This is a genomic window from Caulobacter sp. (assembly GCF_965279145.1).
Classification (GTDB): Bacteria; Pseudomonadota; Alphaproteobacteria; order Caulobacterales; family Caulobacteraceae; genus Caulobacter.
Genome location: NZ_OZ257139.1, coordinates 269,436 through 285,111 on the forward strand (window position 1 = coordinate 269,436; position 15,676 = coordinate 285,111).

At 68.1% G+C, this 15,676-nt stretch carries 13 protein-coding genes; 5 read left to right on the forward strand and 8 right to left on the reverse strand.

Annotated elements, in window-relative coordinates; translation table 11 throughout:
- The first annotated feature begins 29 nt into the window (after positions 1 to 29).
- The gene (locus ACQY9P_RS01325) at positions 30 to 503 is read left to right on the forward strand and encodes a DUF1203 domain-containing protein (RefSeq protein WP_421737046.1); all 474 of its coding nucleotides are present in this window, start codon (positions 30 to 32) and stop codon (positions 501 to 503) included.
- On the opposite strand, the gene ACQY9P_RS01330 is transcribed toward ACQY9P_RS01325, so the two are convergent.
- From ACQY9P_RS01330 to ACQY9P_RS01345, 4 genes are all read right to left on the reverse strand, one after another.
- Complete coding sequence (locus tag ACQY9P_RS01330; RefSeq protein ID WP_421737045.1) at positions 500 to 1,579, reverse strand: alkene reductase; 1,080 nt, start codon at positions 1,577 to 1,579, stop codon at positions 500 to 502. The genes ACQY9P_RS01325 and ACQY9P_RS01330 overlap by 4 nt on opposite strands.
- A 111-nt stretch (positions 1,580 to 1,690) precedes the next feature.
- A complete protein-coding gene (locus ACQY9P_RS01335) occupies positions 1,691 to 3,286 on the reverse strand; it encodes an ABC-F family ATP-binding cassette domain-containing protein (RefSeq protein ID WP_421737044.1) in 1,596 nt (531 codons plus the stop codon).
- Positions 3,240 to 3,356: a hypothetical protein gene (locus ACQY9P_RS01340; RefSeq protein WP_421737043.1), complete on the reverse strand. Its 117-nt coding sequence runs from the start codon at positions 3,354 to 3,356 to the stop codon at positions 3,240 to 3,242. The genes ACQY9P_RS01335 and ACQY9P_RS01340 overlap by 47 nt, the downstream gene beginning before the upstream one ends.
- Before the next feature lie 59 nt (positions 3,357 to 3,415).
- Entirely contained in the window at positions 3,416 to 3,577 is a 162-nt protein-coding gene (locus tag ACQY9P_RS01345; RefSeq protein ID WP_421737042.1) for a hypothetical protein, read from the reverse strand.
- 228 nt (positions 3,578 to 3,805) lie between these two features.
- Here ACQY9P_RS01345 and ACQY9P_RS01350 point away from each other — a divergent pair, with 228 nt between their 5' ends.
- Positions 3,806 to 6,196 (forward strand): TonB-dependent receptor, encoded by a 2,391-nt coding sequence (locus ACQY9P_RS01350; RefSeq protein WP_421737041.1) that lies wholly within the window; start codon positions 3,806 to 3,808, stop codon positions 6,194 to 6,196.
- A gap of 234 nt (positions 6,197 to 6,430) precedes the next feature.
- Positions 6,431 to 9,343 (forward strand): excinuclease ABC subunit UvrA, encoded by a 2,913-nt coding sequence (gene uvrA, locus ACQY9P_RS01355; RefSeq protein ID WP_421737040.1) that lies wholly within the window; start codon positions 6,431 to 6,433, stop codon positions 9,341 to 9,343.
- Between the two features lie 157 nt (positions 9,344 to 9,500).
- Here uvrA and ACQY9P_RS01360 read toward each other — a convergent pair whose 3' ends face one another.
- Positions 9,501 to 10,418: a hypothetical protein gene (locus tag ACQY9P_RS01360; protein ID WP_421737039.1), complete on the reverse strand. Its 918-nt coding sequence runs from the start codon at positions 10,416 to 10,418 to the stop codon at positions 9,501 to 9,503.
- A gap of 175 nt (positions 10,419 to 10,593) precedes the next feature.
- Here ACQY9P_RS01360 and ACQY9P_RS01365 point away from each other — a divergent pair, with 175 nt between their 5' ends.
- Positions 10,594 to 11,208, forward strand: coding sequence for a glutathione S-transferase family protein (locus ACQY9P_RS01365; protein WP_421737038.1), 615 nt, complete (start codon positions 10,594 to 10,596; stop codon positions 11,206 to 11,208).
- Positions 11,209 to 11,371: 163 nt separating this feature from the next.
- Here the strand turns inward: ACQY9P_RS01365 and ACQY9P_RS01370 are convergent, their stop codons facing one another.
- From ACQY9P_RS01370 to ACQY9P_RS01380, 3 genes are all read right to left on the reverse strand, one after another.
- Positions 11,372 to 12,256, reverse strand: a complete 885-nt coding sequence (locus ACQY9P_RS01370) for a hypothetical protein (RefSeq protein WP_421737037.1) — start codon at positions 12,254 to 12,256, stop codon at positions 11,372 to 11,374.
- Positions 12,253 to 13,044 carry a hypothetical protein gene (locus ACQY9P_RS01375; protein ID WP_421737036.1) on the reverse strand — a complete coding sequence of 264 codons (792 nt, stop codon included), beginning with the start codon at positions 13,042 to 13,044 and terminating at the stop codon, positions 12,253 to 12,255. The genes ACQY9P_RS01370 and ACQY9P_RS01375 overlap by 4 nt, the downstream gene beginning before the upstream one ends.
- A 151-nt stretch (positions 13,045 to 13,195) precedes the next feature.
- Positions 13,196 to 14,140, reverse strand: coding sequence for a hypothetical protein (locus tag ACQY9P_RS01380; RefSeq protein WP_421737035.1), 945 nt, complete (start codon positions 14,138 to 14,140; stop codon positions 13,196 to 13,198).
- 98 nt (positions 14,141 to 14,238) lie between these two features.
- Between ACQY9P_RS01380 and trmFO the strand changes: the two genes are divergently transcribed.
- Entirely contained in the window at positions 14,239 to 15,657 is a 1,419-nt protein-coding gene (gene trmFO / locus ACQY9P_RS01385; RefSeq protein WP_421737034.1) for a methylenetetrahydrofolate--tRNA-(uracil(54)-C(5))-methyltransferase (FADH(2)-oxidizing) TrmFO, read from the forward strand.
- Positions 15,658 to 15,676 lie beyond the last annotated feature (19 nt).

Below are 15,676 nucleotides of genomic sequence, written 5' to 3' on the forward strand. Positions count from 1 at the left end.
CCATTGGTTCAGCCCTCTGGAGACGCCCCATGTCCTTCACGATTTCCGGCCTGCCGGTCGAAGACTTCCGTCCTCTGTTCACCCTCGACACCGAAGCCCTCGCCGCGCGCGGGATCATCCGGCGCGTCGCCACCGCCAAGCCCGGCTTTCCCTGCCGCATCGGCCTACGCGACGCCGAGTTGGGCGAGACCGTGCTGCTGCTGAACCATGAGCATCAGCCGGCCGACAGCCCCTATCGCTCGTCCTACGCCATCTATGTCAGCGAGGCGGCCGTCGAAACCTGGAGCGCCCGCGACACCATCCCGTCGGCGATGCGCGGTCGCCCGATCGCCCTGCGCGCCTTCAGCGACGAAGGCCATCTGGTCGGGGCCGAGGTGGCCGCGGGCGACCACCTCGAAATCGCGATCGAGCGACAGCTGGCGGCGCCGGGCTCTGCCTATCTGCACGCCCACAACGCCGCCCATGGATGCTTCGTGGCGCGGATCGACAGGGTCGAAACCTAGACGGCCTCGGCCGCCTGGGTCGCCTCGTCCAGGGCCGGATAGTCGGTGTAACCCTTCTCGTCCGGGCCATAGAAGGTCGAGGCGTTCCAGGCGTTCAGCTCGGCGCCGATCCGCAGGCGCTTGACCAGGTCGGGGTTGGCGATGAAGGCCTTGCCGAAGGCGATGGCGTCATACCGCCCGCTCTCGACGGCGGCCTTCGCCGTCTCGCCGGTGAACTTCTCGTTGGCGATATAGACGCCGCCGAAAGCCGTCTTCAGCGCCACGCCCAGGCTGTCATCACCCTCGTATTCACGGGCGCAGATGAAGGCGACGCCGCGCTTGCCCAGCTCGGCGGCGACATAGCCGAAGGTGGCCGCGAGATCGCTGTCGCCCATGTCGTGGGAGTCGGCGCGCGGGGCCAGGTGGACGCCCACGCGGCCCGGACCGAACACCGAGATCGCCGCGTCGGTCGCTTCCAGCAGCAGGCGGGCGCGGTTCTCGATCGGGCCGCCGTATTCGTCGGTGCGCTGGTTGGTGCCGTCCTGCAGGAACTGGTCCAGCAGATAGCCATTGGCGCCGTGCAGCTCCACGCCGTCGAAGCCGGCGGCCTTGGCGTTTTCAGCGCCGCGGCGGAAGTCCTCGACCACGCCCTTGACCTCTTCGGTGGTCAACGGACGGGGTGTGGAATAGGGGCGCTCGGGGCGCAGCAGGCTGACATGGCCCTTGGCCGCGATGGCGCTGGGGCCGACCGGCGTCTCGCCGTGCAGCAGCGACGGGTCGGAGATCCGGCCCACATGCCAGATCTGCATGAAGATGCGGCCGCCCTCGGCGTGGACGGCGCGGGTGACCTGCTTCCAGCCCTCGACCTGCTCCTGCGACCAGATGCCCGGCACGCCGGCATAGCCGACGCCCTGGGGCGAAACGGGCACGCCCTCGCTGATGATCAGGCCGGCGCTGGCGCGTTGACGATAGTACTCGGCCATCATCGCGTTGGGGATCTGGGTGGGGCCGGCGCGCAGGCGCGTCAGCGGCGCCATGATCACGCGATTGGGCAGGTGCAGGTCGCCAAGGCGCAGGGGATCGAAAAGCGTGGGCATGGAAGCCGTCCTCAATGGAAAGGCGCCGCTCGGCGGCGCGTGAGCCTGATGTGGCGCCGCACCGCAGCAAAACAACCGGCCTCGCCTGCAATTCTCCTGAGCCCGTGCCGGTCAAAATCTGGACGCGGAGAGATCGATCCGCCGCTCCACGCCGATGGCGTCCAGGAAGTCACTGTCGTGGCTGACCACCAGCAGCGCGCCGTCATAGCCCGCCAGGGCCGCCTCGACCGCCTCGATCGAGGCCAGGTCCAGGTGGTTGGTCGGTTCGTCCAGGATCAGCAGTTGCGGCGGGACGGCGGCGCACAGCACGCAGGCCAAGGCCGCGCGCAGGCGCTCTCCGCCGCTCAGCGTCCCGGCCACCTGATGGGCGGCGGCGTTGCGGAACAGGAACCGCGCCAGCGCCGCATGGGCGTCATTGACCGAGGCGGCCGGGTTCAGCCGGCGGAAGTTCTCCAGAATGGTCTGATCGTCCTCCAGCAACGCCGCCCGCTGGTCCAGCAGGGCCGCCGCGACACCGCGCCGGATCTCGCCGCCGGTGGGCGCCAGATCACCGACCGCCAGCCGGATCAGGGTGGTCTTGCCCGCGCCGTTGGGGCCGACCGCCGCCACCCGCTCGGGACCGATGATCTGGAACGACAGGTCCGCCAGCACGGGCGTCCCGTCCGGCCAGGCGAAGGTCACGCCGTCGAAGTCCAGCACGGTCCGGCCGGCCGGCAGGTGCGAGGGCGGCAGGTCGAAGGCCAGGGTCTTCGGTCGCTCCACCCGCGCCTCGGCCGACGCCCTGGCTTCGGCGGCGTCGGCGGCCAGGCGCTGGGCCAGCTTGCCCTCGCGCGCGCCGCTGAGTTCCGCCCGCTCGGCCATGGCCCCCAGCAGGATCTTCGGCTCCGAGCGCCTGGCGGCGAACTTTCGCCCGGCCGCGTCGCGGCGGTCCTTGCGTTCGCGCGCCACCTGCGCCTCTCGCGCCACGCGCCGGGTCTCGCGCTCGGCGTGATCCAGATCGCGTTCGGCGGCGGCGGCCTCCTCGGCCTTGCGGTCGACATAGAGATCATAGCCGCCGCCATAGGAGCGCGCGCCCAGCGACGACAGCTCGACGATGCGATCCATGCCGCGCAGCAGCGACCGGTCGTGACTGACCACCACCGCCCCGCCCTTCCAGCGCGACAGGACCCGGCCCACGAGATCGCGGGCGTCGGCGTCCAGATTGTTGGTCGGCTCGTCCAGCAGCAGCACGTCGGGCGCGGCGATCAGCAGCCGCGCCAGGGCGGCGCGCGTGGCCTGGCCGCCGGACAGCGAGCGAGCGGGCCGTTCGGGGTCCAGGTCGCCCAGGCCGACATCGGCCAGGGCCTGGGCCAGACGCCCGGGCAGGTCCCAGTCCGCGTCCGAGAGATCGGCTTCGTCCCCCTGCCCGGCCTGGATGCGGCTCAGCCGATCCCATGCGGTGGCGACGCCCAGCAGGGCGACAAGGCGGTCGTCGGTGGCGAGGTCGGGCGTCTGGTCCAGCACCGCCACCGATCCGGCGCGCGCCACGGTCCCGGCGGCGGGCGACCGCTGGCCGGCCATGATGGCCAGCAGGCTGGACTTGCCCACGCCGTTGCGGCCGACCAGGCCGATGCGCTCGGCCCCGATCGACAGGGTCAGGTTTTCGAAGAGGCGACGGCCGTCAGGCGTGGCGGCGGCGACGGATTCCAGCGTGATGAAGGCAGGCATTGGGGCTCACGGTCAGGGTAACGGGAAGGACGAACCGGTCTTCCGTCGCGCTGATCATGGGAGCCTCCATCAAGGGTGTCGGGTCTGCGATTTACGCTGACCGTGGGTCTCGGGCAAGCGTGGCCGCGCCTAGTTCGGCGCGATGGTGTTGAACACGTAGATCAGCGAGCCGACGCCGCCGACAAAGACCATGAAGTCGATGATCACCGAGCGCGGCTTGGGTTGCTTCAGGGCGTCGAAGGCCTCCTGCTTGGCGTCCAGCTTCTCGTTGCCCGCGGCCTTCTTGCTCATCGCGATCTCCGTCACCGCCGAGCCTGGCGGTTGTATCAGCAGAGCTTGAACCATGCGTCTGCTGAAGATCGCGCTTCCAAGAAGGGTTAAGCCATGCCGAACGCGCGCAAAACGTCCCTGGCCGTAAACCGTCACGGAACCGTAGCGCGACCGTAGCAAAACCGCCGGACGACGCGGCTAAGCCCCCACCTCAACGCGGCCGCTCCCCGAGCCGCGCGGGGGATAATCATGACCATTCGCACGCTTCGCCTGGGCCTTCTGGCCACCACCGCCCTGCTGGCCCTGAACGGCCGCGCGCTGGCCGCGCCCGCCTCGGAAGCGCCGATCGCCACGGCCGCCGCCGACGCGACACCCGAAGACGCAAACGCCGTGGACTCCGTCGTCGTCAGCCTGACCAAGACCACTCGCTCGGCCGTCGCCCTGGGCGGCGACGAGATGCAGAAGCTGCTGCCCGGCGTGAACCCGCTGAAGGCCCTGCAGACCCTGCCGGGCGTCAACTATCAAACGGCCGATCCGTGGGGGAACAACGAGCAGAACATCACGCTCAACGTCCACGGCTTCTCGACCCAGCAGCTGGGCTACACCCTGGACGGCGTGCCGCTGGGCGACCAGCAGTACGGCAACTACAACGGCCTGTCGCCGCAGCGCGCCGTGATCAGCGAGAACGTCAGCAAGGTCGTGTTCTCGGCCGGCACCGGCGACCTGGGCACCGCCTCGACCAGCAACCTGGGCGGCGCGATCGAGACCTTCACCAGCGATCCGCGCAAGGAACACGGCTGGAACCTGCAGCAGACCCTGGGCAGCTATTCGGCCACCCGCACCTTCCTGCGCCTGGACACCGGCGAGTTCGGCGACGGCAACAGCGCCTACATCTCCTACGTCCACCAGGACGCGCGCGCCTGGGACTTCCGCGCCCACCAGGGCGGCGACCAGTTCAACATCAAGTATGTGCGCGACCAGGACGCCGGCAAGCTGACGATCTTCGCCGACTATTCCGACAAGATGGAGCCCAACGAGGACTCGATCGTCCACCTGGCCGGCGAGACCAGCACCATCTACACGCGCCCGTTCCTGTACCCTGACTATGACGCGGCGATCTCGTACCTGTCGAACGCCGGCGCGCCGCCTGCCTCGGCGGGCAGCAACTTCCGCAACTATCACAGCGCCGCCCAGCGGATGGATGCGCTGGCCTATGTGAAGTACGACGCCAAGCTGAACGCCAATGTCACCTGGTCCAACCAGGTCTATTTCCACCATGACGAAGGCCGCGGCGTGGTCGCCGGCCCGATCAACCAGGCCGGCCTGCCCGCCCTGTTCGCCATCTACTATCCGGGCCAGGACCTGAAGACCGTGTTCGGCGGCAGCGGCTACGCCGTGCGCACCACCGAATACATGATCAATCGCGGCGGCCTGGTCAGCAATGTCGACTGGACCCTGGGCGACCACCAGATCGGCTTCGGCGCCTGGTACGAGCACAACAACTCGGGCACCCAGCGCGCCTGGTATCCCTTCTCGGCCAACTCGACCGACCTGAACCCCTACAGCATCCCGACCAACAAGAACTTCAGCCAGTACGCCAGCAACATCAACAACGACGTCGTGCAGTTCCACGTGCAGGACGAGTGGAAGATCCGCCCGAACCTGCGCCTGAGCTATGGCTTCAAGTCCAGCCTGCAGTTCGCCGAAGGCACGGTGCCGATCCAGCAGAAGAACCTGGCCACCAACCTCAACCCCACCCTGCTGCCGACCGGCAAGATCACGACCAAGGAATGGTTCCTGCCCCAGGTCGGCGGCGTCTGGGACGTCACCGAGAACGAGCAGGTCTTCTTCAACGTGCAGAAGAACCTGCGCCAGTTCGTGACCTACGGCGCCGGCGGCCTGTCGCCCTGGAGCCTGGGCAGCCAGGCCGCGTTCGATCTGTTCAAGAAGAACGTCAATCCGGAAACCGCCCTGACGTATGAAGCGGGCCTGCGCACCCGTCGCGCCTTCAACGGCCCGATCAGCGCCATCGAAGGCCAGGTCAGCCTGTACCACGTCGACTTCTCCGACCGCCTGCTGCAGATCAGCTCGACCCCGGTGATCTCGTCACTGGTGGCCGGCGCGGCCATCCTGGCCAATGTCGGCAGCGTCAAGACCGACGGCGTCGACGTGGCCGCCACCGTGCACTTCGGCGACCATTTCTCGGTCTATGACGCCCTGTCGTACAATCGCTCGCAATACCAGGACAACTACACCACCGGCGCCAACAACACCGTGGTCAAGACGGCCGGCAAGAACGTTCCGGCCAGCCCGGCCTGGCTCAACAAGTTCGTCGCGGCGGTCAATTACGGCAATTTCGAAGGCCAGCTGGTCGGCGACTTCGTCGGCGAGCGCTTCGCCACCTATACCAACGACCTGAAGGTCGACAGCTACTTCCAGCTGGGCCTGCAGGCCTCCTACCGCTTCCCGATCGAGGAGCCGGTGCATGGGATCAAGGCCGCCAAGATCAGCCTCAACGTCACCAACCTGAACGACGAAAAGGGCGTCTCGACCCTGGTCGTGGGCGCGGCTTCGGGCACCTACAACACCTTCCCGATCGCGCCGCGCCAGTACTTCGTGACGCTGAACGCCTCGTTCTAACCCCCTCCACCCCTCCTCCCCTCAACTTCAGGCCCCGGCGCAAGCCGGGGCCTTTTCTTTTTGGAAGATCAGGCGCGCGACTGCGCCCCCTGCTGACACCAACTGTCAGCAGGATGCCGCATCACCACACCGCGACATTTGTTCGCATCTTGTTCTTGTGTTAATTCCCGGTTCGAGCCCTACATATAGCCGCTGCGCTGCACCCTCCCTGCGGCCCCATGCGTTCCGGAAAACATGGCTGAACAACTGAACTTCATCCGCGTGCGTGGCGCGCGGGAGCACAATCTGAAGAATGTCAGCGTCGACATCCCGCGCGGCGAACTCGTCGTGCTGACCGGCCTGTCCGGCTCGGGCAAGAGCTCGCTGGCGTTCGACACCATCTATGCCGAGGGCCAGCGGCGCTATGTCGAGAGCCTGTCGGCCTATGCCCGCCAGTTCCTGGAGCTGATGAGCAAGCCGGACGTGGACCTGATCGAGGGCCTGTCGCCGGCCATCTCGATCGAGCAGAAGACCACCAGCCGCAACCCGCGCTCGACCGTCGGCACGGTCACCGAGATCCACGACTACATGCGCCTGCTGTGGGCGCGGGTCGGCGTGCCCTATTCGCCCGCCACCGGCCTGCCGATCGAGAGCCAGACCGTCAGCCAGATGGTCGACAAGATCACCGTCCTGCCCGAGGGCACGCGTCTCTACCTGCTGGCCCCGGTCGTTCGCGACCGCAAGGGCGAGTACAAGAAGGAGATCGCCGAGTGGCAGAAGGCCGGCTTCCAGCGGCTGAAGATCGACGGCGAATACTATCCGATCGAGGACGCCCCGGCCCTCGACAAGAAGTTCAAGCACGACATCGACGTGGTCGTGGACCGCATCGTCACCAAGCCCGACATGGAGCAGCGCCTGGCTGACTCCATCGAGCAGGCCCTGCGCCTGGCCGATGGCCTGGCCGTGGCCGAGTGGGCGACGATCGACGAGGGCGAGAAGGAGCCCAAGCGGCTGCTGTTCTCGGAACGCTTCGCCTGCCCGGTCAGCGGCTTCACGATCGCCGAGATCGAGCCGCGCCTGTTCTCGTTCAACAATCCGGCGGGCGCCTGCCCGGCCTGTGACGGCCTGGGCGCCAAGCTCGCCTTCGACGCCGACATGATCGTGCCCGACAAGGACAAGAGCCTGCACAAGGGCGCCATCGCCCCGTGGGCCAAGGGCCAGTCGCCACTCTACACCCAGACCCTGCAGGCCCTGGCCCGCCACTACGGCTTCTCGATGGACGAGCCCTGGCACAAGCTGCCGGCCAGCGCCCGCGACATCGTGCTGCAAGGCTCGAAGGGAGAGAAGATCAAGTTCGTCTATGATGACAACGCCCGCAAATACGAGGTCGCCAAGCCCTTCGAGGGCGTGATGCCCAACCTCGAGCGCCGCTGGCGCGAGACTGACAGCAGCTGGGTTCGCGAGGAGCTGGGCCGATACCAGTCCGACACCCCGTGCGAGGTCTGCCACGGCAAGCGCCTGAAGCCCGAGGCCCTGGCGGTGAAGATCGCCGGCATGGACATCTCGGCCGTCTCGATGCTGGCCATCCGCCCGGCCCGCGACTGGTTCACGGCGCTGGAGACCAGCCTCTCCGACAAGCAGATGGAGATCGCCCGGCGGATCCTGAAGGAGATTAACGACCGCCTGCGGTTCCTGGTCGATGTCGGGCTGGACTATCTCAACCTCTCGCGCGGCTCGGGCACCCTGTCGGGCGGTGAGAGCCAGCGCATCCGCCTGGCCAGCCAGATCGGCTCGGGCCTGACCGGCGTGCTGTACGTGCTGGACGAGCCGTCGATCGGCCTGCACCAGCGCGACAACACCCGCCTGCTGACCAGTCTCCAGGGCCTGCGGGACCTGGGCAATTCGGTGCTGGTGGTCGAGCACGACGAGGAAGCCATCCTCACCGCCGACTATGTCATCGACATGGGCCCGGCGGCGGGCGTGCACGGCGGCCAGATCATCGCCGAGGGCAAGCCGGCCGACATCATGGCCAATCCCAACAGCATCACCGGCCAGTACCTGACCGGCGCGCGCGAGATCGAGGTTCCCGAAGACCGCCGCCCGATCAACAAGAAGAAGATGCTGAAGGTCATCGGCGCCACCGGCAACAACCTGAAGAACGTCACCGGCGAAATCCCGGTCGGCACCTTCACCTGCATCACCGGCGTCTCCGGCGGCGGCAAGTCGACCTTCACGATCGAGACCCTCTACAAGGCCGCCGCGCGTCGCCTGAACAACGCGTCGGACGCCCCAGCCCACCATGAGCGCATCGAGGGTCTGGAGAACTTCGACAAGGTCATCGACATCGACCAGAGCCCGATCGGCCGCACCCCGCGCTCGAACCCGGCCACCTATACCGGCGCCTTCGGCCCGATCCGCGACTGGTTCGCCCAGCTGCCGGAAAGCAAGGCGCGGGGCTATGGCCCCGGCCGCTTCAGCTTCAACGTCAAGGGCGGCCGCTGCGAGGCCTGCCAAGGCGACGGCCTGATCAAGATCGAGATGCACTTCCTGCCCGACGTGTACGTCACCTGCGACGTCTGCAAAGGCAAGCGCTACAACCGCGAGACCCTGGACATCCTGTTCAAGGGCAAGACCATCGCCGACGTCCTGGACATGACGGTGGAAGAGGCCGCCGACTTCTTCAAGGCCGTGCCGCCGATCCGCGACAAGATGGAAACGCTGAAACGCGTGGGCCTGACCTATATCAAGGTCGGCCAGCAGGCCACGACCCTGTCGGGCGGCGAGGCCCAGCGCGTGAAGCTGTCCAAGGAGCTTTCCAAGCGCGCCACCGGCCGCACGCTCTACATCCTCGATGAGCCGACAACCGGCCTGCACTTCGAGGACACCAAGAAGCTGCTGGAAGTGCTGCATGAGCTGGTCGACCAGGGCAACACCGTGGTCGTCATCGAGCACAATCTGGATGTGGTGAAGACCGCCGACTGGCTGCTGGACTTCGGCCCCGAAGGCGGCGACGGCGGCGGCGAGATCGTCGCCGTGGGCTCGCCCCAGGACGTGGCCAAGGTCGAGGCCTCGTGGACCGGGAAGTACCTGAAAGAAGTGCTGGATCGCCACGAGACGCGCCGCAAGGCGCGGGTGGCCGAGCTGAAGAAGAGCAAGAAAAGCGCCTGATGAAACTCCCTTCCCCCTTGATGGGGGAAGGGCCGGGGATGGGGGTGAACGCGCAGCGTTCAGCTCCGACCTGAAAGCCATTTGGGTTGAGGGAGGTTGAACCGCAGCATCACCCCCATCCCAACCCTTCCCCCATCAAGGGGGAAGGGCTTTAGGATCAGACGCTGGCGTCCACCGGCTCCGCCCCACCCGACTTCAGGATCTGATAGATCGTCGGGGCCGGCGAGAAGATGATCAGCGTCGTCAGCACCGAGATCAGGCCGGCGAACACCGCCCGCACGATGCCGACCGGGGTGAAGAAGGCCTCCAGTGAGCTCATGTCCGGCTCGAACAGGCCGCCAAGGCCTCCGATGCCGCCGGCCACGATGGCGCCGACCGCCGCGACGATGGTCATGATCAGCAGATAGACGATGACCCCCATCACCACCGCCAGCAGATAGGCGCCCAGCAGCGCGCCGACATGACCCTTGGTCACGGCCCAGGACTCGAAGACCGAGACCTTGCCGGTGGCGAAGGTGATGGCCGAAGCGAAGGACAGCCGCACGGCGGTGTAGATCATCAGGCACGCCACGGCCACGAAGCCCACCAGACCGATGATCCCGCCGATGGCGCCGCCGCCCGCGGCGATGCCGATGCCCAGAAGCACGGCATAGATCAGCACGGCCACGAAATAGACGCCCAGCAGCAGCAGGTTCGACAGGATCAGCACCCCGGCCTGCCGCAGTTCGTCGCGACCCAGCCGCAGATAGGCCGAACGACCCTCGTCCGGGCGCAGCACGATCCGGTTCACCGCCGCCAGCATCACCGAATAGAGCGCCAGGCTGTAGACCAGGGACACGGCCATCAGCGGCGCCAGACGACCCAGCATCGCCATCATCTCCTGGGGCGAGGCGTTGTTCTCGGCGCTCATGGCCATGAACTCGGCCAGCTGCGGACCGGCCAGCTTGATCGTCAGGGTGCTGATGGCCAGCGACAGCACGGTCATCAAGGCCGCCCAGACCGCCACCGTCCTGGGATGCTCCCGCACGAGCCGGAAGCCGACGAAAGCGGCGTCGGAGGCGGAGAACTTGGACATGCGGCCCTCGATGGCGAGACGGATAATTCTATACGCCTAACGCGGTTTGCGGCGCTTCAACAGGGCGCTCAACTGGAAATCGACATCGCGGCGAATGACACTTGCCCGCGTCGCCGCCCGACCTCTAACATCCGTTTGAAAGGCGGCCGTCAGCGTCGCCACCCGGGAGGTCGACATGAAGCTCTATGGTGAAGCCAACCCCGCGCCCAATCCGCGCCGGGTCCGCATCTTCCTGGCCGAGAAGGGCGTCGACCTGCCGGAGATCCGGATCGGCATGCGCCAGGGCGGCCACAAGTCGCCCGAGCACAAGGCCCGCAACAGCCTGGGCCAGGTGCCGACCCTGGAGCTCGACGACGGCACGATGATCAGCGAGAGCGTGTCGATCTGCCGCTATCTGGAAGCCCTGCATCCCGAGCCGCCGCTGTTCGGGACCACGCCGCTGGAGCAGGCCCAGATCGACATGTGGCTGCGGCGGGTGGAGTTCCAGCTGCTGATCCCGGTCGGCATGTTCTGGCGCCACGCTCACCCGCTGACCGCGTCGCTGCTGAAGCAGAACGTCGAGTTCGGCGAATCCAACCGCGAGACCGTGGCGCGCGCGATGAAGTGGCTGGACCGCGAACTGGCCGACGGACGCGCCTTCATCGCCGGCGAGACCTACTCGATCGCCGACATCGTGGCCCAGACCACGATCGACTTCGCGGGGTTCACCGGCCTGGAGGTTCCGGAGGACACGCCGCACCTGACGGCCTGGCGCGAGCGGGTAGGGTCGCGGCCCAGCGCGGCGGCTTAGGTCTACTCAAGTTTAAGCTCAAATAGCTTGTCATCCCGGCCGCAGCGAAGCGGAGCGCCGGGACCCAGGGGCCAACGCAATGCGTTGGCCCCTGGGTCCCGGACAGCCTCTGCGAGGCTTCCGGGATGACAAGATTATAGGACTTCAAATCTAGTCCAGATCTCTAGGAGGCTTCAGCTTCCGTCTTCGCCAACTGCCGGAACGCCGCCGCCGGCGCCGCCGTGACGATCACCGCCTGCAGCGTCAGGAAGATCGGGGCCAGCAGCAGGTTGGCCAGCAGGGCCAGGATCAGGCGCGGGTGGCTGGCGGCTGGACCGCCGGCGATGGGGTCTTCCAGTCCGCCGGCGATCACCGCACCGACAATGGTCGACACCGTGGTGCCCACGATGGAGACGATCACGCACATCACGATCACCATCACCAGCATGATCAGCAGCCGCCAGAACTGGCCATGGGTCAGCAGCCAGGCGGCGCGGGGGTCGATATGGCCGACCTGGAAGGCGTGCGGGGCCAGCAGGCACAGGCGCACGGCCACCCAGGTGGACAGTCCGATCACGGTCAGGCCGCCCAGGAAGGTGAACCACCCCGCCACCGGCGTGCCGCCCAGCAGGGACGCGCCCAGGGCCACGACGCCGCCCGGGATCACCGTGACCATCAGGGCCGCCGCCCAGGCGATCAGGGACACGACCAGCAGCCGAAGATCCTCGCGACCGACGCGCAGATAGGCCCAGCGGCTCTGCTGGGGCTGCAGCACCGCCCGCATGATCGCCGCCGACAGGATCGCCCCCAGCACCAGGGCCAGCATGATCAGCAGCACCATCACCCCCCCCAGCTGCGAGACCATGTCGAGGATCTCGCGCGGGTCGGCCGACGACTGACGCTGCGCCAGGGCCAGGCGCTGCTGTTCCCCCAGCACCATCTTGGCCAGCAGGCCCAGCAACGGCAGCATGACCAGGGAGAACGTCGCCCAGGCCAGCACCACAAGCGGGCGCCGGCGCATGATCCGAGGGCCCTCGAGGGCCGCGTCAAAAGGCGAAAGCGAGGTCATCCAGGTGTCCCGTCCGGCGTCCAGCGATGTCTGTAGACGTGAACCAGCGCGCCGGTCCAGACCGGGGCCAGATAGAGATAGAGCAGAATGGCGCCCAGCAGGGCCAGCGGGGCGTCCAGGCCCGGCCCCGCCCAGCGGCCGATCAGGCTGGAGACCCCCGCCAGCGCGACCACCGGAAGGGCCAGAACAAGGCCCGCGCCCAGCAGTTGCGGGGTGACGCCGCGCGTCAGGGGAAAGGCGCTGAGCACCCTCACCCGGGCCTGATCCACCGAGGCCGGCGCGGAGAGGGACAGGCGCAGACAGAGCCAGACCAGCAGGCAAAGACTGAACAGCGGCGCGGCGCCGGCGACGATCCCGCCCAGGCCCGACCGGGCGAAGGCGTCGCGCCAGGCCTGGGCCGATGTGGCGTCAAAGCCCGGCGCGCTGGCCCGGGCGACACCCAGGGCGATGGCGCCCACGACGGTGGCCAGCACCGCCAGGACCACCAGCATCAGGGCCGCGATCAGCAGTTGCGCGCCCAGCAGACGCCACTCGTCCATGCCCCAGCGCAGGCCGGCCAAGCCGCTTTGACGTCCGAAGGCGCGGCGATAGAGCGCGCCGGAGGCGAGCACGGCGGCGGCGATCTCGACCAGCAGGGTCAGCCCCCCGGCGGCCGGGGGCAGAAGCCGGCTGATCGCGCTGATCAGCACCGCGACCGCCAGCGCCGCCCAGCAGGCGCGAAGCGATGGGAGCAGGCCGGACAGGCCCGCGCGAACGGTCGCTCCGATCGCGACCGATCCATCCGTCATCGCCTGGTCCCTTCTGATCCATGGGCGCGCGAGTCGCGCCGCGCCTGACCTTACGACGCACCGTCCCGCCTTGCGACGCACGCGCGAGGCCGCCGGCGAATTTAGGACAGGCGTTGCGCCGCCGCTTCAGGGGCCGGTCAGGCCCGGCGAGTCAGGCTGGCCGGGTCAGGTCGCGATAGGCCGCCGCCCAGGGCGCGCAGAAGATCGTGAACAGGCCCGAGGCGATCAGGGTCCAGACCGCGCCGCCCGCCGCCAGCCACGGCCAGACGCGACGGAAGAGCTCCGCGGGCGGCTGGGCGATGAAGGCTTCAACGGCCTTGCCGTCATGGATCCAGGCCGGCGGACCACCGGCGGCGAACAGGGCGCATAGCACCAGGCCGCAGATCACCAGTTCCAGAACCAGCACGATCACCACGGTCAGAACGCCCACGCCCAGCAGCCGCGCCGCCGAGCCGCGTGTCAGGCTCCACGACTCGAACAGCCGGAACTGACGGTCGGCGAAGGTCATGGGGGCGGCCATCGACAGCCGCAGGGCGATCCAGATCAGCACCGCCGCCGCCACGAAGCCCAGCCCCACCGCCGTGAGCACGCCGCTGGCCGCGCCCTGCCCCCCGTGCCCCCCGGCTACGCCGACGATGACGGCGGGCAGGACCACCATCATCGTGGTGATGATGGCGACGATATAGGCCAGCACGCTCTCGACCAGGAACAGCAGGGCCAGCCACAGCTCCTGGGCGCCCAGCCGTAGATGGGCCAGGCCCGACGCCTTCGGCTCGAGGATCGCGCGAAACACCGCCGCGCAGATCACCGCCTTGACCAGCGTGCCCCAGATCCAGCTGCCCAGGTTGAACAGCATCATTCCCGACTGCAGCCGCATCATCTGCTGCATCGCCACGGAATCGGGGCCGCCGCCCTTGCTGGCCTGGATCGTCTGGATCATCCGCAGCAGTTCCGGCCCCATGGCGGCCATCATGCCCATGGCCGGAACCAGGGCCAGCACCAGCAGGGCCAGGCCCCAGATGACGATGGTCATGGGCTCGCGCACGATCAGGCTCAGGCCCGCCGTCGCCGAGCCTCCCACGGAAATCCTGGCCATGCGGTTCCCCCACGCTCGCCAGACGCGAAACGCGCCCGATTTCGCGTGAGTCTACACGCAGGTTTCGCCGAGCGACAGCCGGAGGTATGAGGGCGGCCATGAACACCAAGACCTCCTCGCTCGCCCCCATCCACGTCATCGGCGGTGGCCTCGCCGGTTCGGAAGCCGCCTGGCAGATCGCCAGCGCCGGCGTGCCCGTGATCCTGCACGAGATGCGGCGCGACGAACCCTCGGGCCCCGTGCGCACCGAGGCCCACCATACCGACGGCCTGGCCGAGATGGTCTGCTCCAACTCGTTCCGCTCGGACGACTGGCAGTTCAACGCCGTGGGCCTGCTGCACGCCGAGATGCGCAAGCTGGACTCGCTGATCCTGTCGGCCGCCGACCAGCATCAGGTGCCCGCCGGCGGCGCCCTGGCCGTCGACCGCGACGGCTTCTCGGCCGAGGTCACCCGCCGCCTGGAGGCTCATCCTCTGGTGAGCATCGTGCGCGAGGAAATCGCCGGCCTGCCGCCCGAGGACTGGGACAATGTGGTGGTCGCCACCGGCCCCCTCACCTCGCCGGCCCTGGCCCAGGCGATCCTGGAGCTTTCGGGCGAGGGCCAGCTGAGCTTCTTCGACGCCATCGCCCCGATCATCCATCTTGAATCGATCAACATGGACGTCGCCTGGCGCCAGTCGCGCTACGACAAGGAAGGCCCCGGCGGCGACGCGGCGGCCTATATCAACCTGCCCATGGACAAGGCCCAGTACGAGGCCTTCGTCGACGCCCTGATCGAAGGCCCCAAGGCCGAATTCAAGGAGTGGGAGCATGTCCCCTATTTCGACGGCTGCCTGCCGATCGAGGTGATGGCCGAGCGCGGCCGCGAAACCCTGCGCCATGGCCCGATGAAGCCGGTGGGCCTGACCAATCCGCGTGACCCGCTGGTCAAGTCCTACGCCATCGTCCAGCTGCGCCAGGACAACGCCCTGGGCACGCTGTGGAACATGGTCGGCTTCCAGACCAAGCTGAAGCACGGCGCCCAGGCCGAGGTGTTCCGGATGATCCCGGGCCTGGAGAACGCCCAGTTCGCCCGGCTGGGCGGTCTGCACCGCAACACCTTCATCAACAGCCCGCGCCTGCTGGACCGCAGCCTGCGGATGAAGGTCGCCCCGCGCCTGCGCTTCGCCGGACAGATGACCGGCGTCGAGGGCTATGTCGAAAGCGCGGCCACGGGCCTGCTGGCCGGTCGCTTCGCCGCCGCCGAGCGCCTGGGCCGAACGCTGGACGCGCCGCCGCCCACAACGGCTCTTGGCGCTTTGGTCGACCACGTCACCGGCGGCCACATCGCGGCCGACGTCGAGCCGGGCAAGACCTCGTTCCAGCCGATGAACATCAACTATGGCCTGCTGCCGCCGATGGAGGCCCCCAAGACCGGTGAGGACGGCGTCAAGATCCCGCTGAAGGAACGCGGCCGCGCCAAGAAGCGCCTGATGAGCCTGCGGGCCCTGGCCGATCTGGACGCCTGGATCGCCTGATCCGCGGCCCGACGCCCGT